Source organism: Pseudenhygromyxa sp. WMMC2535 (assembly GCF_011083025.2).
The window spans coordinates 229,916-243,968 of record NZ_JABJWV010000001.1; the positions used below are offsets into that span (position 1 = coordinate 229,916).

The window sequence follows — 14,053 nt, forward strand, 5'->3', positions numbered from 1 at the left end:
TGATCAAACCTGACCAAACCTGATCAAACCTGATCAAGCCTGATCAAACCTGCTCAGCCGTTGATCAGCGACATGTTCGACTTGGGGTAGCGCAGGCCCGCGAAGGCCCCCGCCGGCGCGAGCTCGTCGAGGGTGGCGAGCTCCTCGGCCGTCAGCGTGATCTCGGCCGCCTTCGCGTTCTCCTCGAGGCGATGGATCTTGCGCGTCCCGGGGATGGTCAGCACGTGCTCGCCGCGGGACAGGACCCAGGCCAGGGCGAGCTGAGCCGGACTGCAGTCGCGGGCCGCGGCGAATTTCTCGAGCTTGGTGACCAGCGCCCGGTTGGTGTCGAAGTTCTCGCCCTGCAGGCGCTCGGCGCTGCGCCGGTAGTCGTTCTCGGCCAGGTCGTCGACCTTGTTGATCGCCCCGGTCAAGAACCCGCGCCCGAGCGGGCTGTAGGCCACGAAGGCGACGCCGAGCTCGGCGCAGGCTCGCACGGTCGTGGCCTCGAGATCCCGGGTCCACAGCGAGAGCTCGCTCTGTAGCGCGGTGATCGGGTGGACAGCGTGGGCCCGGCGCAGGGTCTCGGCCGCGGCCTCGGACAGCCCGAGGTGGCGGACCTTGCCGGCCTTCACGAGCTCGGCCATGGCCCCGACCGTCTCCTCGATCGGCACCTTGGGGTCGACGCGGTGCTGATAGTAGAGATCGATGTAGTCGACGCCCAGGCGCTGGAGGCTGGCGTCGCAGGACTCGCGGACGTACGCCGGGTCGCCGCGGACGCCCTGGAAGGAGCCGTCTTCGCCGCGGACGATCGCGAACTTCGTGGCCAAAAATGCCTTGTCGCGGCGGTCCGCCAGGGCCTTGCCGACGAGGCGCTCGTTCGCGCCCACGCCATACATGTCGGCGGTGTCGAGGAAGGTGACGCCCATGTCGAGGGCGTGGTGGATGACTTTGATGGACTCCGCGTCGCTGGCCGGGCCATAGAAGTCGCTCATGCCCATGCAGCCCAGGCCGATGGGGAAGAGCTTGGGACCATCCTTGCCGAGGCTGCGTTCGATCGTGTTCGTCATGCCCACGAGCTTGACCCAAGCTGCGACGGCAGCCAGGGCGAGAACATCTGTGCTCTTGCCTGATCCTGCGGTCCTGGCACCGCAGCCCGAACTTGCCCGATCCTGCGATATAGCGATGGGTTCCTGCCTCCTGTGACGATCTCGTGGACGTCGGCTACGGCCCTCGGTCATGCTGGCGGCGAGCGAGATGCAAGCCGCACTTCGTCAGCTCCTTCGCCAGGTCTCCGCGCTCGTCGAAGATCAGCCTCAGGGCCGCAACGCCACGGCGCTGCCCGGGCTGTGGCTCTACCGCGCCGACGCCCCGCTGACCAACAAGCGCTCCGAGGCGCGCATGGTCACCCTGGCGGTCATCCTCCAGGGCCGCAAGATCGTCGACTTTGGCGATCAGAGGCTGACCTACGAGCCCGGCGACTATCTGCTGGTCACCGGCGAGCGCCGCTACGTCTCGCACGTCGAGCTCACCCACCCCGAGCAGCCCTACTACTCGCTCTCCCTCGAGCTGCCCCCGGAGCGCATCGCCGCGGCCGTGTTCGCCCTCGTCGACGCCGGCGTCCGCTTCCACCGTGACGAGATCGAAGAGCCGGCGGTGGTCGCCAAGCTCGAGCAGCGGCTGCTCGACACCCTCGCCCGGCTGATCGACAGCTTGAACGATCCAGTGGCCACGCGCGCGCTCGCGCCCCTCGCCGAGCGCGAGCTGCTGATCCACCTGCTGCTCAGCCCCGCCGGCGCCTCGCTGCGCCGGGCCGCCGCCGTCGACGACGAGCGCATCCAACGGGCGCGCAGCTTCTTGCAGACGCACCTCGGCGAGCACCTGACCGTCGAGGAGGTCGCCCGCCACGTGGCCATGAGCCCCTCGCACTTCGCCCACCGCTTCCGCGAGATCGTGCGCATGAGCCCGATGCAGTACCTCAAGCACCTGCGCCTGCATCACGCGCGGGTGCTGATGCTGGGCGAGGGCCTGGGCGCGGCCGAGGCCGGCGCCAGCGTCGGCTACGCCTCGCCCTCGCACTTCACCCGTGACTTCAAGAGCCAGTTTGGCGCGCCGCCGGGGACCTACGTGCGCCGCTTTCGGTGAGCGGCGCTGCGAGGTTGGCCAGGCTGGCGAGGCTCGCTATTCAGGGCTCGGGGCAGTGCGCCCCGGAGGCGATCCAGGCTCGGACCAGCTGGCCAAAGAGCGCCTGGTTGCCGGGTGCTGGCTCGAGCTGCGCCGGCGGCTTCCAGCCGTAGCCCACGAGCTCGTCGTAGGCCATGTGCTCCGCGAGCTGGTCGAGGCTCATGTCCCCGTTGCGCGCGGGGTCCTTGATCTGCGCACAGATCTCCGGGAGCGACTTGCCCTCCCAGGCCATCTCCGCGGGAGCCAGGTGCCACTTGGGGTTGCCGGGCACGTTGAGGTAGTTGGCCTCGCCGTGGCAGGTGGCGCACTGCATCGCGGCGGCCCCGTGCCCGTCCTCGCCGCGGACCACCAGGGGCTGATGCAGGAAGCCCGCCTCGCCCTGGAGCGGCCGCTCCCCGGCGGGGTGACAGTTGACGCAGCGCGGGTGCGAGATCACCTGGCCGAGCTCGGCGAAGAGCGCCAAGGAGCGCTCGCGCTCGTCGCTGATCTCGGTGAAGTCGGCGACCGAGCGCAGCCCACTGTCGGCGGGCAAGACCGCCTCCTCCGCGGGGCTCTCGAGCTCCCCCGAGTCTCGGCAACCAGCGAAGAGCACCAGCGAGAGCCCGAGCAGGGCCCCCGAAAGCCTCGGCGACAGCAGACTCGAAGGTGCAGCGCGGCTCATCGCCCCTCCTCCGCCTCGTGGTCGCTGGCTCCCTCGCCGCCCCCGCCACCGCCACCGACGGACTCGGCGGCGCTGTGGATCGCCCGACGGATGCGGACATAGGTGGCGCAGCGACAGATGTTCCCGCTCATCGCGTGGTCGATGTCCTGGTCGCTCGGCGCGGGCACGCGCTCGAGCAAGGCGATGGCGCTCATCACCTGGCCCGACTGGCAGTAGCCGCACTGGGGGACGTCGAGGCCCTCCCAGGCGGCGCGCACGGCCTCGGCATGCGGCCCGGAGGCGCCCTCGATGGTGGTGACCTGGCGACCGGCGACGCTGGCGACCGGCGCCACGCAGGCCCGCCGCGGCGCCCCGTCGACGTGGACCGTGCACGCGCCACACTGGGCGACGCCGCAGCCATACTTGGTCCCGGTCAGGCCAAGGTGATCGCGCAGGACCCACAGCAGCGGGGTCTCGGGATCGACCTCGAGTTCGTGATCCTGACCGTTGACTCGCAGCTTCACGCTCATCCTTCGTCTCCTGAATCGGCGGCCACGAGGCGATCGCGGCGGCTGGTATCGAACACCGGCAAGCGACGGATCCGCTGGCCGGTGGCCGCGAAGATCGCGTTGACCAGGGCCGGCGCGGCCGGTGGCGTGGGCGGCTCCCCGACCCCGCCCGGCGGCGCGTCGGAGGCGACGATCTTCACCTCCATGTGGCGCGGCGCCTCGGGCATCCGCATCAGCCGCCAGCGCGGAAAGTTGTCCTGCTCGATCACCCCATTTTTCGCGGTGATCTGGCCATAGAGCGCGTTGGACAGGCCGAACAAGGTCCCGCCCTCGAGCTGCGAGGCCGCGTGGTCGACGTTGGCCACGGTGCCCGCGTCCATCACCGACCAGACCCCGGGGATCACCAGCTCGCCCTGGTCGTCGACGGCGACCTCGACCACCGTGGCCACATAGGACACGAAGGAGCGGTGGGCCGCGATGCCCAGGCCGTGGCCCTTGGCCAGCGCGCGACCCCAGCCGGCCATCTCGGCGGCGAGCTTCACCACATTGGCGAGGCGGCCGGTGTCGATGGGGTAGTCGGCCATCGGGCTGCCGTAGTTGTCGTATTGGGCGCCCTCGGTGTTGGGATCGATGGTCCGCGGCGCGCCGATGAGCTCGAGCAGGTAGTCTTTTTGATCCCGGCCCGCGGCGGCGGCGAGCTCGGCCGCGAAGCTCTGCACGGCGAAGGCGTGGTAGATGTTCGCAACCGAGCGCATCCAGCCAATCCGGACCTTGGCGGGGGCCTCGCCGGACTCGAGCTGGAGGTTGGGCACGTCGAAGGGCGTGTCCGAGGCGCCCTGGCGCATGTCGCCCCAGCTGGCCTTGCTCGCCCCTTCCATGAAGGTGGAGGCGATCGGCGGAAACACGGTGCGGTGCAAGAAGGCCACGCAGCGGCCCTGCTCGTCGAGGCCTCCCTCGAGGCGCTGGGCGCTGACCGTGTGATAGTAGCCGTGCTGGAGCTCGTCCTCGCGCGTCCACATCAGCTTGACCGGCGCGCCCGCGGCCCGGGCGACGAGCGCCGCCTCGACCACGAAGTCCGGCTTGGCCTTGCGCCCAAAGCCGCCGCCCAGCCAGGTCACGTGGATCGTCACCTCGTCCTCGGGCAGCCCGCACATCGCGGCCACGGCCGAGCGCGCAGATTGAGGCGACTGGACCGCCGCCCAGCACTCGACCGCGTCGCCAGACTCGCTCCAGCGCGCGGTCGCGGCCGGCGGCTCCATCACCGAGTGCGCCAGGTGGGGCGCGTAGTACTCCGCAGCGATCCGCTTGCTCGCCCCGGCGAGCGCCGCGTCGACGTCACCGCGCTTGCGCCGGACCTCGCCCGGCTGACGGACCTGCTCGAAGAGCAGCTCGGCGTAGGCCTCGGAGTCGTAGTCGGCGTTTGGCCCCGGCTCCCACTCGAGCACGAGGGCCTCGCGCCCGCGGATCGCCGCCCAGGTGTCGCGCGCGACGATCGCCACGCCGCCCAGGGGCTGAAAGGACACCGGCGCTTTGGCCTCGGGGAGCTCGACGCTGGCGACCACGCCGGGGATCTGCTTGCTCGCCGCGTCGTCGAAGCTGCGCAGCCGCCCGAGCACCTGCGGCGGGCGGGCGACGACGGCGTAGAGCATGCCCGGCAGGCGCACGTCGACGCCAAAGGTGCCCTGGCCGCGGACGATCTTGGGGACCGTCAGCGAAGGCAGGGGCGCGCCGATGTAGCGCCACTTCTCCCGGGGCGTGAGCGCGGCCTCGGCGTCCTTCAGGCTCGGGATGGCTTGCTCGGCCGCGCCCGCGGCCAGCTCGCCGTAGCCCAGGCGTCGCCCGCTCGCGTCGTGGATCACCTCGCCGAGCTCGGCGCGGCAGGCCTTGGCCGTCACCTTCCACTGCTTGGCCGCCGCGCGGATCAGCATCAGGCGCATGGCCGCCCCGGCGACGCGCAGGCGATGAAAATTGTTGCGGACCGAGCGCGAGCCGTCGGTGTTCTGGTCGCCGTAGCGCGGGTGGCCCTCGGCCTGGATGATCTCGATCCGATCCCAGTCCGCGCCGAGCTCCTCGGCGAGGATCTGCGCCATGGCGTTCCAGACCTGCTGACCCATCTCCGAGCGGTGACAGGTCAGCTCGACCACGCCCGCCGAGGTGATCGCGATGAACAAAGAAGGCGTCGCGTCCCCGCCTCGGACCTTGGTCAACGAGGGCGACGCCGCGTCCGCGTCCCGCCCGAGGGTCAGGCCGAGCACGAAGGCTCCGCCGGCCAGGCCAGCCATGAAGGCGCGGCGCTGCATCGTCACCGGCATGTACGCGGCTCCTCGAGCGCGGGCGTCCCTCCGGCGGCGCCGTGAGAGAAGGATGAAAAAACAGTGCTGTCCATGGCGTCCTCCCAGGGCTGGGCCGTCGGCAAATACACCTCGACCTCCGCGAGGACCAGCTCGTTTCTCTCAACGAGCTGCCCAATCCTCGCAAACGCGATCCGGTACCGCCGGGCGATCATCCCGTTTGCCTTAGCACCCCCTCCCCCCGGATGACAAGCAGTGCCAGGCCACCACCTCCACCACTCGCCTGCGCGGCGCCCTCTTCGCCTGCTCTTCGTGGCTCGAGCAGGCCTACCCGCGAAGGCCCAGCCCATCACTCGGCCGCCTCCCCTCCTTCCGAGAATTGAACCAAAAGTCGAGCGCAAAGACTACACGCCGATGTCCAGGCGAAGCGCTGCAATGCCACGATGAATATCACCATGTCGACCATACACACATTTCACTCTCGCGCGCAGGACCAGCCAAGAAAGTCACGACACATTCGAGAGCGAGAGACAAATCAGACACAGGACATTTCAGCAACACAAAGAACGCTCACACATGCACACCGACAAAGCATGCATTTTAGACTTCAAATCATCAGACACATCCTTCACATTACAAAACCATGAAGACCAAGAGCCTCATTACTCGCGCGCTCCTCCCTGTCCTGACCGCCGGTGTGCTCACCCTCGCCGCGGGCTCGGCCTCCGCGGCCTCGGCTTGCATCGACTACTCCACCTTTGGCGTGAGCACGAGCTACGCCGTGGGCGGCTTCGCTGCGACCGGCACCTCCACCATCCTCTATCAGCCCTTCGAGTGGTCGAGCGGGACCACGACCTACGCCGGCACCGCCACCATCGTGGCCTCCAACTACGCCAACGGCACTGCGCCCGAAGTCAACCTCAACAACATCAACACCTACGTGTTCCCCAACAGCGCGGCCGACAGCGCGAAGTTCCTCTACGCCGACCTCGGCGGGAACGTGAACTTCGTCGTCAACGGTGACTTCTACAACACCGACGACCTCATGGACCTCGACGGCACCGTCATCGGCGGCTGCCAGATCTCCGTGAGCGAGGTTTCCTTCTTCGGTGGAGTCTATGGCGCGGTCGAGATCATCCCGACCAGCGGCACCTCCATCAACTTCTTCGGCTTCGGCGGCCAGGAGTTCTTCGCCGACGACGTCTGCTACGAGTACTGATCCGCGCCAGTGCGCGTCGCGGCCGGGCTTCGAGTACCAAGTGGCTCGAAGCTCGGCCGCAGCGTGATCGAAGTCTGCCCGTTCACGGGCCGCTCCCGCCTCGCGCGCCCACTGGTGCGAGGCGCCGTGGCGCGTACACTGACGCGCTCATGGCCAAGCGCAAGCAAAAGACCAGCTGGCAGTGCACCGCCTGTGGCGCAACCACCCGCGGGTGGTTCGGCCAGTGCCCCAGCTGCGGCGAGTGGAACACCATCGAGGAGGTCGTCGACCGCCCGACCGCCGGCGAGCGCGTGGTCCTGCGCAGCGCCACCAGCGAGGCCACGGTCGTCCCGGTCACCCAGGCCCAAGCCCAGGCCGAGCGCCAGTCTCGGCTGCGCGTGGGCATCGGCGAGCTCGACCGCGTGCTCGGGGGCGGGCTGGTCCCCGGCAGCGTGGTCCTCGTCGGCGGCGCCCCGGGCATCGGCAAGTCCACCTTGCTGCTCCAGGCCTGCGCGGCCGTGGTCGCCGGCGGCTCCACCGTGCTCTACGCCAGCAGCGAGGAGTCCGTGGCCCAGGTCGCCGGACGGGCCGCCCGCCTGCGCGGCGGAAAATTCTCCACCCACGACGAGCGCCTGCTGCTCCTGGCCGAGACCCGCATCGAGTCGATCCTCGACGCCGCCGCCGAGCGCCGCCCGGACCTGCTCGTGGTCGACTCGATCCAGACGGTCTACAGCGACGCCCAAGACGGCCTGCCCGGCAACATCAGCCAGATCCGCAGCGTCACCGGGCACCTGCTGAGCTGGGCCAAGGGCCGCGGCGTCCCGGTGATCGTCGTCGGCCACGTCACCAAGGACGGCCAGCTCGCCGGCCCGCGCCTGCTCGAGCACATGGTCGACGCCGTGCTCAGCTTCGAGGGCGACGACGAGCGAGCCACCCGCATGCTCCGAGCCACCAAGAACCGCTTTGGCAGCACCGCCGAGCTCGGCGTGTTCGAGATGACCGGCGTCGGCCTGAGCGAGGTCGCCAACCCCAGCGAGGCCTTCCTCGCCGACCACCCGGGCGAGGCCATCGGCTCGGCCGTGACCGCCTCCCTCGAGGGCTCGCGGCCGCTGCTGCTCGAGGTCCAGGCGCTGCTCGGGCCCAGCCCCGGCGGCTCCCCGCGGCGGACTTGCGTCGGCGCCGACCCGGCCCGCCTCGCCATGCTCCTGGCCGTGCTCGACCGTCACGCGGGGCTCTTCGTCGTCGACCAGGACGTGTTCGTGAACGTCGCCGGCGGCCTGCGCCTGAGCGAGCCCGCGGCCGACCTCGCCGTACTCCTGGCCGTGGCCAGCTCGCACATGCGCAAGCCGATCCCCCGGGGCACCCTGGCCATCGGCGAGGTCGGGCTGACGGGCGAGCTGCGCCGGGTTCCACGCCTGGGTGAGCGCCTGGCCGAGGCCGCGCGCCTGGGCTTCACGCGCGCGATCGTGCCCCACGCCAAGCTCGAGGCCGGAGCCCCAGCGGACGCAGCCAAGATCGACTGCGTGGCCGTGCATACCGTGTCCGAGGCCATCGAGCGCTGTTTTTGAGCCCCACCCAGCCCTGCCCTGCCCTGCCCTGCCCCGGGGAAGCGCGCGGGCCGACGCGCATGGGCGGCGAGGACTTCCATCGCGGCTGATTTTCTCGCTACCGTCACATGTGAGCTCGATCGGCGCTGCGGGTAGACCTCCGTCGCGCACCCAGCCGTTCTCCCACCATGCCCGTGAACCGGTCGTCCCCTGCGCGTCTGCTGCTCGTCCTCGTGCCAACGCTCTTCGGCTGTGACGGCTCGCGCACGAGCACCCCCGAGGATCCCAGCATCGAGCCCCCCGCCGCCGCTGCCCTCACGCCCACGCCCACACAGTCTCCTCCGGAGCTCGCTCCAGATCCCGAGCAGGCTCCCGCGCTCGACTCGAGCGGTGACGACAGCCAAGCCCCCGAGGCCCCCACGCAGCCCCAGCGCGTGTCCTGGGGCCACGCCGACCTCGACCCCGACAACGACGCCGTCATCGGGCCGCCCGAGCCCCTCGACGACTGCGAAGATCGCCTCCAGCAGGCCGGCGTCTCCTTCAAACCCGCGCGCATCGGCGTGGGCAAGAAGCGCGACGGCGTCTACACCTGCGGGGCCCACCAGGTCGTCCGCTTCCGCCGCGGCCCCGGCAAGATCGCCTACAGCTCGAACCCGCTGCTGACCTGCACCATGGCCGTGGCCCTCGCCGACTTCGAGCGCGTCGCCCAGGAGGAGGCCGACCGCATCATGGGCTCGCGGATCACCGCCATCGACCACATCGGCACCTACAACTGCCGCGAGATGGTCAACTACGACATGCTCAGCGAGCACAGCTTCGCCAACGGCATCGACCTGAAGACCTTCCACTTCGCCAACGGCGAGTCCGCCGACGTCAAGGCCGACTTTCAGCCCGAGCTCGACGAGCCGCCCAGCCCCCAAAGCGAGTTCCTGCGCGCCCTCGCCAACCGGCTCTACGACGAGGAGGTGTTCTCGGTGGTCGTCACGCCCTACTTCGACCGCCTGCACCACAACCACATCCACATGGACCTCGCTCGCTATCGCGTCGACGGCTCGCGGCCCTGAGGCGAAAAAAAAGGGACGAAGCACCGGCCTCTCTCCCGGCGCTCCGTCCCACGAAGACTGTCGCGCTGCGCGCTGCGGCGCGCTCGCGCGACTAGAACTCGCGCGACTAGGACTTGCGCGACTTCTTGGCCGCGGAGGTCTTCCCGCGGACGATCTTGGCTTCCTTCGGCGACGGCTCGGGCTCGGCGCGGCCGCCCTCGATGACCGCCTGCGGCCCACGCGAGAGCCCGTGCTTGCCGAGCACCTCGGTCTCGATCGCCGCGAACATGTCGGTGTTCTCGCGCAGGAAGTTCTTGGCGTTCTCGCGGCCCTGGCCGATGCGGTCGCCCTTGTAGCTGAGCCAGGCGCCGGCCTTGTCGAGGACGTTGGCGTCGACGGCAAGGTCGATCAGCATGCCCTCGCGGCTGACGCCCTCGCCGAAGTTGATGTCGAACTCGACCTCGCGGAAGGGCGGGGCGAGCTTGTTCTTGACCACCTTGACCCGGGTGCGGTTGCCGGTGACCTGATCGCCCTGCTTGATCTTGCCGATGCGGCGGATGTCGAGGCGCACGGACGAGTAGAACTTGAGCGCGTTGCCGCCGGTGGTGGTCTCGGGGCTGCCGAACATCACGCCGATCTTGGAGCGCAGCTGGTTGATGAAGATGACCATGGTCCGGCTACGCGAGATCGAGCCGGTCAGCTTGCGCAGCGCCTGGCTCATGAGCCGGGCCTGGAGGCCGACGTGGCTGTCGCCCATCTCGCCCTCGAGCTCGGCCTTGGGGGTGAGCGCGGCGACGGAGTCGACGATGATCACGTCGATGGCCCCAGAGCGCACGAGCATGTCGCAGATCTCGAGGGCCTGCTCGCCGTAGTCGGGCTGAGAGACCAGCAGATCCTCGGTCTTCACGCCGATCTTGCGGGCGTAGGAGACGTCGAGAGCGTGCTCGGCATCGATGAAGGCACACACGCCGCCCTGGCGCTGGGCCTCGGCGAGCACGTGCAAGGTGAGGGTGGTCTTACCCGAGGACTCCGGGCCGTAGATCTCGATGATCCGCCCGCGCGGCAGGCCGCCGACGCCCAGGGCGATGTCGAGGCCCAGGCAGCCCGTGGGCACCACCGGCACGTCTTGGCCGGGCAATTTGCCCTCGGCGTCGAGGCGCATGATCGAGCCCTTGCCGAATTGCTTCTCGATGGTGGCGAGGGCGAGGTCGATCGCGGCGCCGCGCTGATCTTGCTGCTTGCTGACGGGGACGGGCTTGGCCATGGTCTTGGAGATCCTGTTCTGAGGTTCGGTGCGCACCCTAGCGCGGGTTGGGCTCGCTGCGTTGTCCGAGCCAGACAAGGGGAAGGGAGAGGGGGATGAACGTGAGCGGGGCGGCTCAGTCGACGCGGTGGCCGAGCTCGAGGTGATCCCAGACGAGCTTGAGCGCCCAGGAGACGGCGCCCCGGCGGACCTGCGCGCGGTCACCAAACAGGCGCAGGCGCTTGTAGGTGGTGCCCCGCTCGCTGGCGACGGCGATGTCGACGGTGCCCACCGGCTTGTCCTCGCTGCCCCCGCCGGGGCCGGCGATGCCGGTGGTCGCCACGGCGATGTCGCTGCCCAGGGCCGCGCGGGCGCCCTCGGCCATGGCTCGGGCCACGGGCTCGGAGACCGCGCCCTGCGCCTCGAGGAGCTGCGCGGGCACGCCGAGCTGACGCTGCTTGACCGTGTTGGCGTAGGCGATCACCCCGCCGAGATAGATGGCGGAGGAGCCGGGCACGGCGGTGATCGCCTCGCCCACGCCCCCGCCGGTGCAGGACTCGGCGGTGGCCAGGGTCTGCCCGGACTCGACGAGGTGGCGAACCAGCTGCGGGCCGATCTCCGCCGGGCCATCTTGGGTGCCGACGGCGAACACGGCCCGGCCCAGGGCCGCGCACAGCTCGGGGTCGAGGCTGGCGAGCTCCTCGGCGCTGGCGGCCGCGCCATCGGGCCCGGGCGTGGCCTCGAGGATCAGCTGAACCTCGGGGTAGCGGGCGCGGTAGTGGACGAAGACATTGGCGAGGCCGGGCGAGCGCTGGCGGGCCGCCTCGATCCGCTGATGCACGTCTTGCTGGACCGAGGACTCGCCGCGGCCGATGGCGCGGTAGACCCGGCGGGGCACCGGCGTGAGCGCGAAGCGAGCGCTGATCCGCGGCTCGACCTGCTCGCGCATCATCTTGTGCACCTCGCGAGGGACGCCGGGCATGGCGAAGAGCAGGCAGCCCTGGATGTCCACGGCGAAGCCGGCCGCCGTGCCGATCGGGTTGTCGAGCACCTCTGCGCCAGCGGGGAGATCTGCCTGCTTGAGGTTGGTCTCGAGCAGCGCGCGGCCGCGAGACGCGAAGAAAGCCTCGAGGCGCTCGGCGAGCTCGGGGCGGCGCTCGAGCTCGACCCCGGCCGCGCTCGCCGCAGCTTGGGCGGTGAGATCGTCCGTGGTCGGGCCGAGACCCCCGGTGACGAGACACAGCTGCGCTCGACTCGCAGCCTGGGTCATGGCCGCGACGATCTCCTCGCGGCGGTCGCGTACCGTGGCTGCGCCCACGACCTCGATGCCCAGCGCGCGACAGCGCTGACCCAGCCAGGCCTTGTGACGATCGATGATGTCGCCGGCCAGTAGCTCGTCACCGATCGTCAGCAGCTGTGCCTGAACGCGGCTCATCGTGGCTCAAGCTCGCCGACCACTGAGCATATGTCAAGCCCACAGGGTGGTCGGTGAGCAGACCCGGAGCTTGGGCCGCTCCCGGGGCAAATTCAAGGCACGGACAGCCGCGAACAGACCGCGGTCAACACGCACACCAGCCTTGGCTGGGGCCTGGGAGCAATTTGGGCCGTCAGGGGGTGTTGTTCCCGTGATCTTGGAGACCAAGGGATCTCTGCTGGTGTCACAGCGACCACCTCGGCGGCCCGATCAGGGAGGACGCACGGACCAAGTTGGAAACCCGACCGACTCGCTATTCCTTTTCCCTCAACCTCGTCTAAGATTTTTCCGCTGTGCGAATCCGCTACGCGGCCAAAACCGACGTCGGCATGAAGAGGACTCACAACGAGGACTACTTCGCGCTGATCGAGGACGAGCAGCTCTTCATCGTCGCCGACGGCATGGGTGGTCATGCCTGCGGCGAGGTTGCGAGCAAGCTCGCCGCGGACGTCGTCGGTGAGTTCTACGCCCACTCGCGCGACGCCGACGCGACCTGGCCGTATCGCTACGATCACAACCTCAGCTACGTCGAGAACCGACTCGTCGCTGGCGTGCGCCTGTCGAACCTGCGCATCTACCAAAAGTCGCAGAGCGAGCCCAACCTCCGCGGCATGGGGACGACGGTGGTCAGCTGCCTGATCAACGGCGACCACGCCTACGTCGCCCACGTCGGCGACTCGCGGGTCTACCGGGTGCGCAAGGGCGAGATCAAGCAGCTCACCCGCGACCACTCGCTGCTCGAGGACTACAAGGACGCGCGGCCCGACATGACCGAGGAAGAGGCCCGCAACTTCCCGCACAAGAACGTGATCACCCGGGCGCTGGGCATGCGCGAGAACGTCGTCGTCGACATCAACAAGTGGGAGATCCAAGACGGCGACCGCTTCGTGCTGTGCTCCGACGGGCTCTCGGGGATGCTCACCGACGAGGAGATCCAGGGGATCGTCGAGGGCGCCTCGGATCTCGAGGCGGGCGTGAGCGAGCTGATCGACGCGGCCAACGCTGCGGGCGGCACCGACAACATCACCGCGATGGTTGTCGAGTGCAGGTACTGAGCAGCCTCGACCTCGCGGACGCCCCCCTCTCGCTCGCCTGCTCACCCGACGGCCGGTGGGTAGCGACGACGGGCGACGACAAGAAGCTGCGGGTCCGCGACGCCCGGACCCTCGACGAGCTCGAGGCGCGGCACGTCGGCAGACGCCCCGCGGCGCTGTGCTTCTCGCCCGACTCGCAGCGCGTCGCCGCCGGCGCGACCGGGCTCACCACCTGGGACACGAGCAGCTGGAAGCGCGCGCAGGCTTTCAAAGGCCACAAGCGAGACGTCGCCCGGGCCGTGTTCTCTCCCGAGGGCACGAAGCTCTACAGCGGGGGCAGCAGCGACAAGTCGCCCTTCGACAACACGCTGCGCTGCTGGGACGCGGCCACGGGCGCCGAGCTCCAGCGCTGGGAGGCCCAGGGCAGCATCTGCGCCCTGGCGCTCTCGCCCGACGGGGCGTCGCTCGCGGTCGCGACGACCAACGGACAGACGATGTTGCTCGACACCGAGACCTGCACGCCGCGGTGGACGGACCCGCCGGAGGCACGCACCAGCGCGCTCGCCTTCGCGTCGGACGGCCGCCTCTTCGGCACCCTCGATCACGCCCTGCTCTTCACCTACGACCTCGCCACCGGGGCGCAGCAGCCCCTCGTGCCCGCGCTGCGCTACGGGACGGCGCTGGCGATCTCGCAGGACGCGACCGCGGCCTTCGTCGCCTGTGGCAGCGGCGGCGCGCCCGAGGGAGCCGTGGTCGCGGCGATCGATCTCTCGACAGGCAGCGTCACTTCGACCGCCGCCCTCGGCCCCGCCGCGCTGCCGCGAGGCGTCGCGCTCTCGCCGGACGGGCAGCGCCTCTACGTCGCGCACACGCGACCGAACCGCCTCGTGGTCTTCGAGCGTTGATAGACT

General features: G+C 69.8%; 12 protein-coding genes. 6 read left to right on the plus strand and 6 right to left on the minus strand.

The window, feature by feature from the left end; genetic code table 11:
• Positions 1–53: 53 nt before the first annotated feature.
• Positions 54–1,049 (minus strand): aldo/keto reductase, encoded by a 996-nt coding sequence (locus tag G6O69_RS00830; RefSeq protein WP_172301588.1) that lies wholly within the window; start codon positions 1,047–1,049, stop codon positions 54–56.
• A gap of 169 nt (positions 1,050–1,218) precedes the next feature.
• Here G6O69_RS00830 and G6O69_RS00835 point away from each other — a divergent pair, with 169 nt between their 5' ends.
• Positions 1,219–2,124 carry an AraC family transcriptional regulator gene (locus tag G6O69_RS00835; protein ID WP_172301590.1) on the plus strand — a complete coding sequence of 302 codons (906 nt, stop codon included), beginning with the start codon at positions 1,219–1,221 and terminating at the stop codon, positions 2,122–2,124.
• Positions 2,125–2,164: 40 nt separating this feature from the next.
• Here G6O69_RS00835 and G6O69_RS00840 read toward each other — a convergent pair whose 3' ends face one another.
• Genes G6O69_RS00840 through G6O69_RS00850 form a run of 3 tightly spaced genes read right to left on the minus strand, consistent with a single transcriptional unit; the run spans position 2,165 to position 5,624 of the window.
• Entirely contained in the window at positions 2,165–2,824 is a 660-nt protein-coding gene (locus G6O69_RS00840) for an Isoquinoline 1-oxidoreductase subunit (RefSeq protein WP_172301592.1), read from the minus strand.
• Complete coding sequence (locus G6O69_RS00845; RefSeq protein WP_172301594.1) at positions 2,821–3,333, minus strand: (2Fe-2S)-binding protein; 513 nt, start codon at positions 3,331–3,333, stop codon at positions 2,821–2,823. Before G6O69_RS00845 ends, G6O69_RS00840 begins: the two co-directional genes overlap by 4 nt.
• Positions 3,330–5,624, minus strand: coding sequence for a molybdopterin cofactor-binding domain-containing protein (locus G6O69_RS00850; RefSeq protein ID WP_217909739.1), 2,295 nt, complete (start codon positions 5,622–5,624; stop codon positions 3,330–3,332). The genes G6O69_RS00845 and G6O69_RS00850 overlap by 4 nt, the downstream gene beginning before the upstream one ends.
• 622 nt (positions 5,625–6,246) lie before the next feature.
• Between G6O69_RS00850 and G6O69_RS00855 the strand changes: the two genes are divergently transcribed.
• The 3 genes from G6O69_RS00855 (at position 6,247) to G6O69_RS00865 (ending at position 9,412) form a co-directional block, all read left to right on the plus strand.
• Entirely contained in the window at positions 6,247–6,822 is a 576-nt protein-coding gene (locus G6O69_RS00855) for a hypothetical protein (protein ID WP_172301598.1), read from the plus strand.
• 149 nt (positions 6,823–6,971) lie between these two features.
• Positions 6,972–8,369, plus strand: a complete 1,398-nt coding sequence (gene radA / locus G6O69_RS00860; RefSeq protein ID WP_172301600.1) for a DNA repair protein RadA — start codon at positions 6,972–6,974, stop codon at positions 8,367–8,369.
• A gap of 173 nt (positions 8,370–8,542) precedes the next feature.
• A complete protein-coding gene (locus G6O69_RS00865) occupies positions 8,543–9,412 on the plus strand; it encodes an extensin family protein (protein WP_172301602.1) in 870 nt (289 codons plus the stop codon).
• 106 nt (positions 9,413–9,518) lie between these two features.
• Here the strand turns inward: G6O69_RS00865 and recA are convergent, their stop codons facing one another.
• Both recA and G6O69_RS00875 read right to left on the minus strand, forming a co-directional pair.
• Complete coding sequence (gene recA / locus G6O69_RS00870) at positions 9,519–10,655, minus strand: recombinase RecA (protein WP_172301604.1); 1,137 nt, start codon at positions 10,653–10,655, stop codon at positions 9,519–9,521.
• Between the two features lie 115 nt (positions 10,656–10,770).
• Positions 10,771–12,069 (minus strand): CinA family nicotinamide mononucleotide deamidase-related protein, encoded by a 1,299-nt coding sequence (locus G6O69_RS00875; protein ID WP_172301606.1) that lies wholly within the window; start codon positions 12,067–12,069, stop codon positions 10,771–10,773.
• Positions 12,070–12,401: 332 nt separating this feature from the next.
• On the opposite strand from G6O69_RS00875, the gene G6O69_RS00880 reads away from it, so the two are divergent.
• Both G6O69_RS00880 and G6O69_RS00885 read left to right on the plus strand, forming a co-directional pair.
• Positions 12,402–13,163 carry a Stp1/IreP family PP2C-type Ser/Thr phosphatase gene (locus G6O69_RS00880; RefSeq protein WP_172301608.1) on the plus strand — a complete coding sequence of 254 codons (762 nt, stop codon included), beginning with the start codon at positions 12,402–12,404 and terminating at the stop codon, positions 13,161–13,163.
• Entirely contained in the window at positions 13,151–14,047 is an 897-nt protein-coding gene (locus tag G6O69_RS00885; protein ID WP_172301610.1) for a PQQ-binding-like beta-propeller repeat protein, read from the plus strand. Before G6O69_RS00880 ends, G6O69_RS00885 begins: the two co-directional genes overlap by 13 nt.
• The last annotated feature ends 6 nt before the right edge of the window (positions 14,048–14,053 follow it).

What these genes read in the sequence shown, in the direction of transcription:
- G6O69_RS00850 (WP_217909739.1), bottom strand. Translation starts at nt 5,624, where the DNA reads ATGCCGGTGACGATGCAGCGCCGCGCCTTCATGGCTGGCCTGGCCGGC.
- G6O69_RS00845 (WP_172301594.1), bottom strand. Translation starts at nt 3,333, where the DNA reads ATGAGCGTGAAGCTGCGAGTCAACGGTCAGGATCACGAACTCGAGGTC.
- G6O69_RS00830 (WP_172301588.1), bottom strand. Translation starts at nt 1,049, where the DNA reads ATGACGAACACGATCGAACGCAGCCTCGGCAAGGATGGTCCCAAGCTC.
- G6O69_RS00855 (WP_172301598.1), top strand. Translation starts at nt 6,247, where the DNA reads ATGAAGACCAAGAGCCTCATTACTCGCGCGCTCCTCCCTGTCCTGACC.
- recA (WP_172301604.1), bottom strand. Translation starts at nt 10,655, where the DNA reads ATGGCCAAGCCCGTCCCCGTCAGCAAGCAGCAAGATCAGCGCGGCGCC.
- radA (WP_172301600.1), top strand. Translation starts at nt 6,972, where the DNA reads ATGGCCAAGCGCAAGCAAAAGACCAGCTGGCAGTGCACCGCCTGTGGC.
- G6O69_RS00875 (WP_172301606.1), bottom strand. Translation starts at nt 12,069, where the DNA reads ATGAGCCGCGTTCAGGCACAGCTGCTGACGATCGGTGACGAGCTACTG.
- G6O69_RS00840 (WP_172301592.1), bottom strand. Translation starts at nt 2,824, where the DNA reads ATGAGCCGCGCTGCACCTTCGAGTCTGCTGTCGCCGAGGCTTTCGGGG.
- G6O69_RS00835 (WP_172301590.1), top strand. Translation starts at nt 1,219, where the DNA reads ATGCTGGCGGCGAGCGAGATGCAAGCCGCACTTCGTCAGCTCCTTCGC.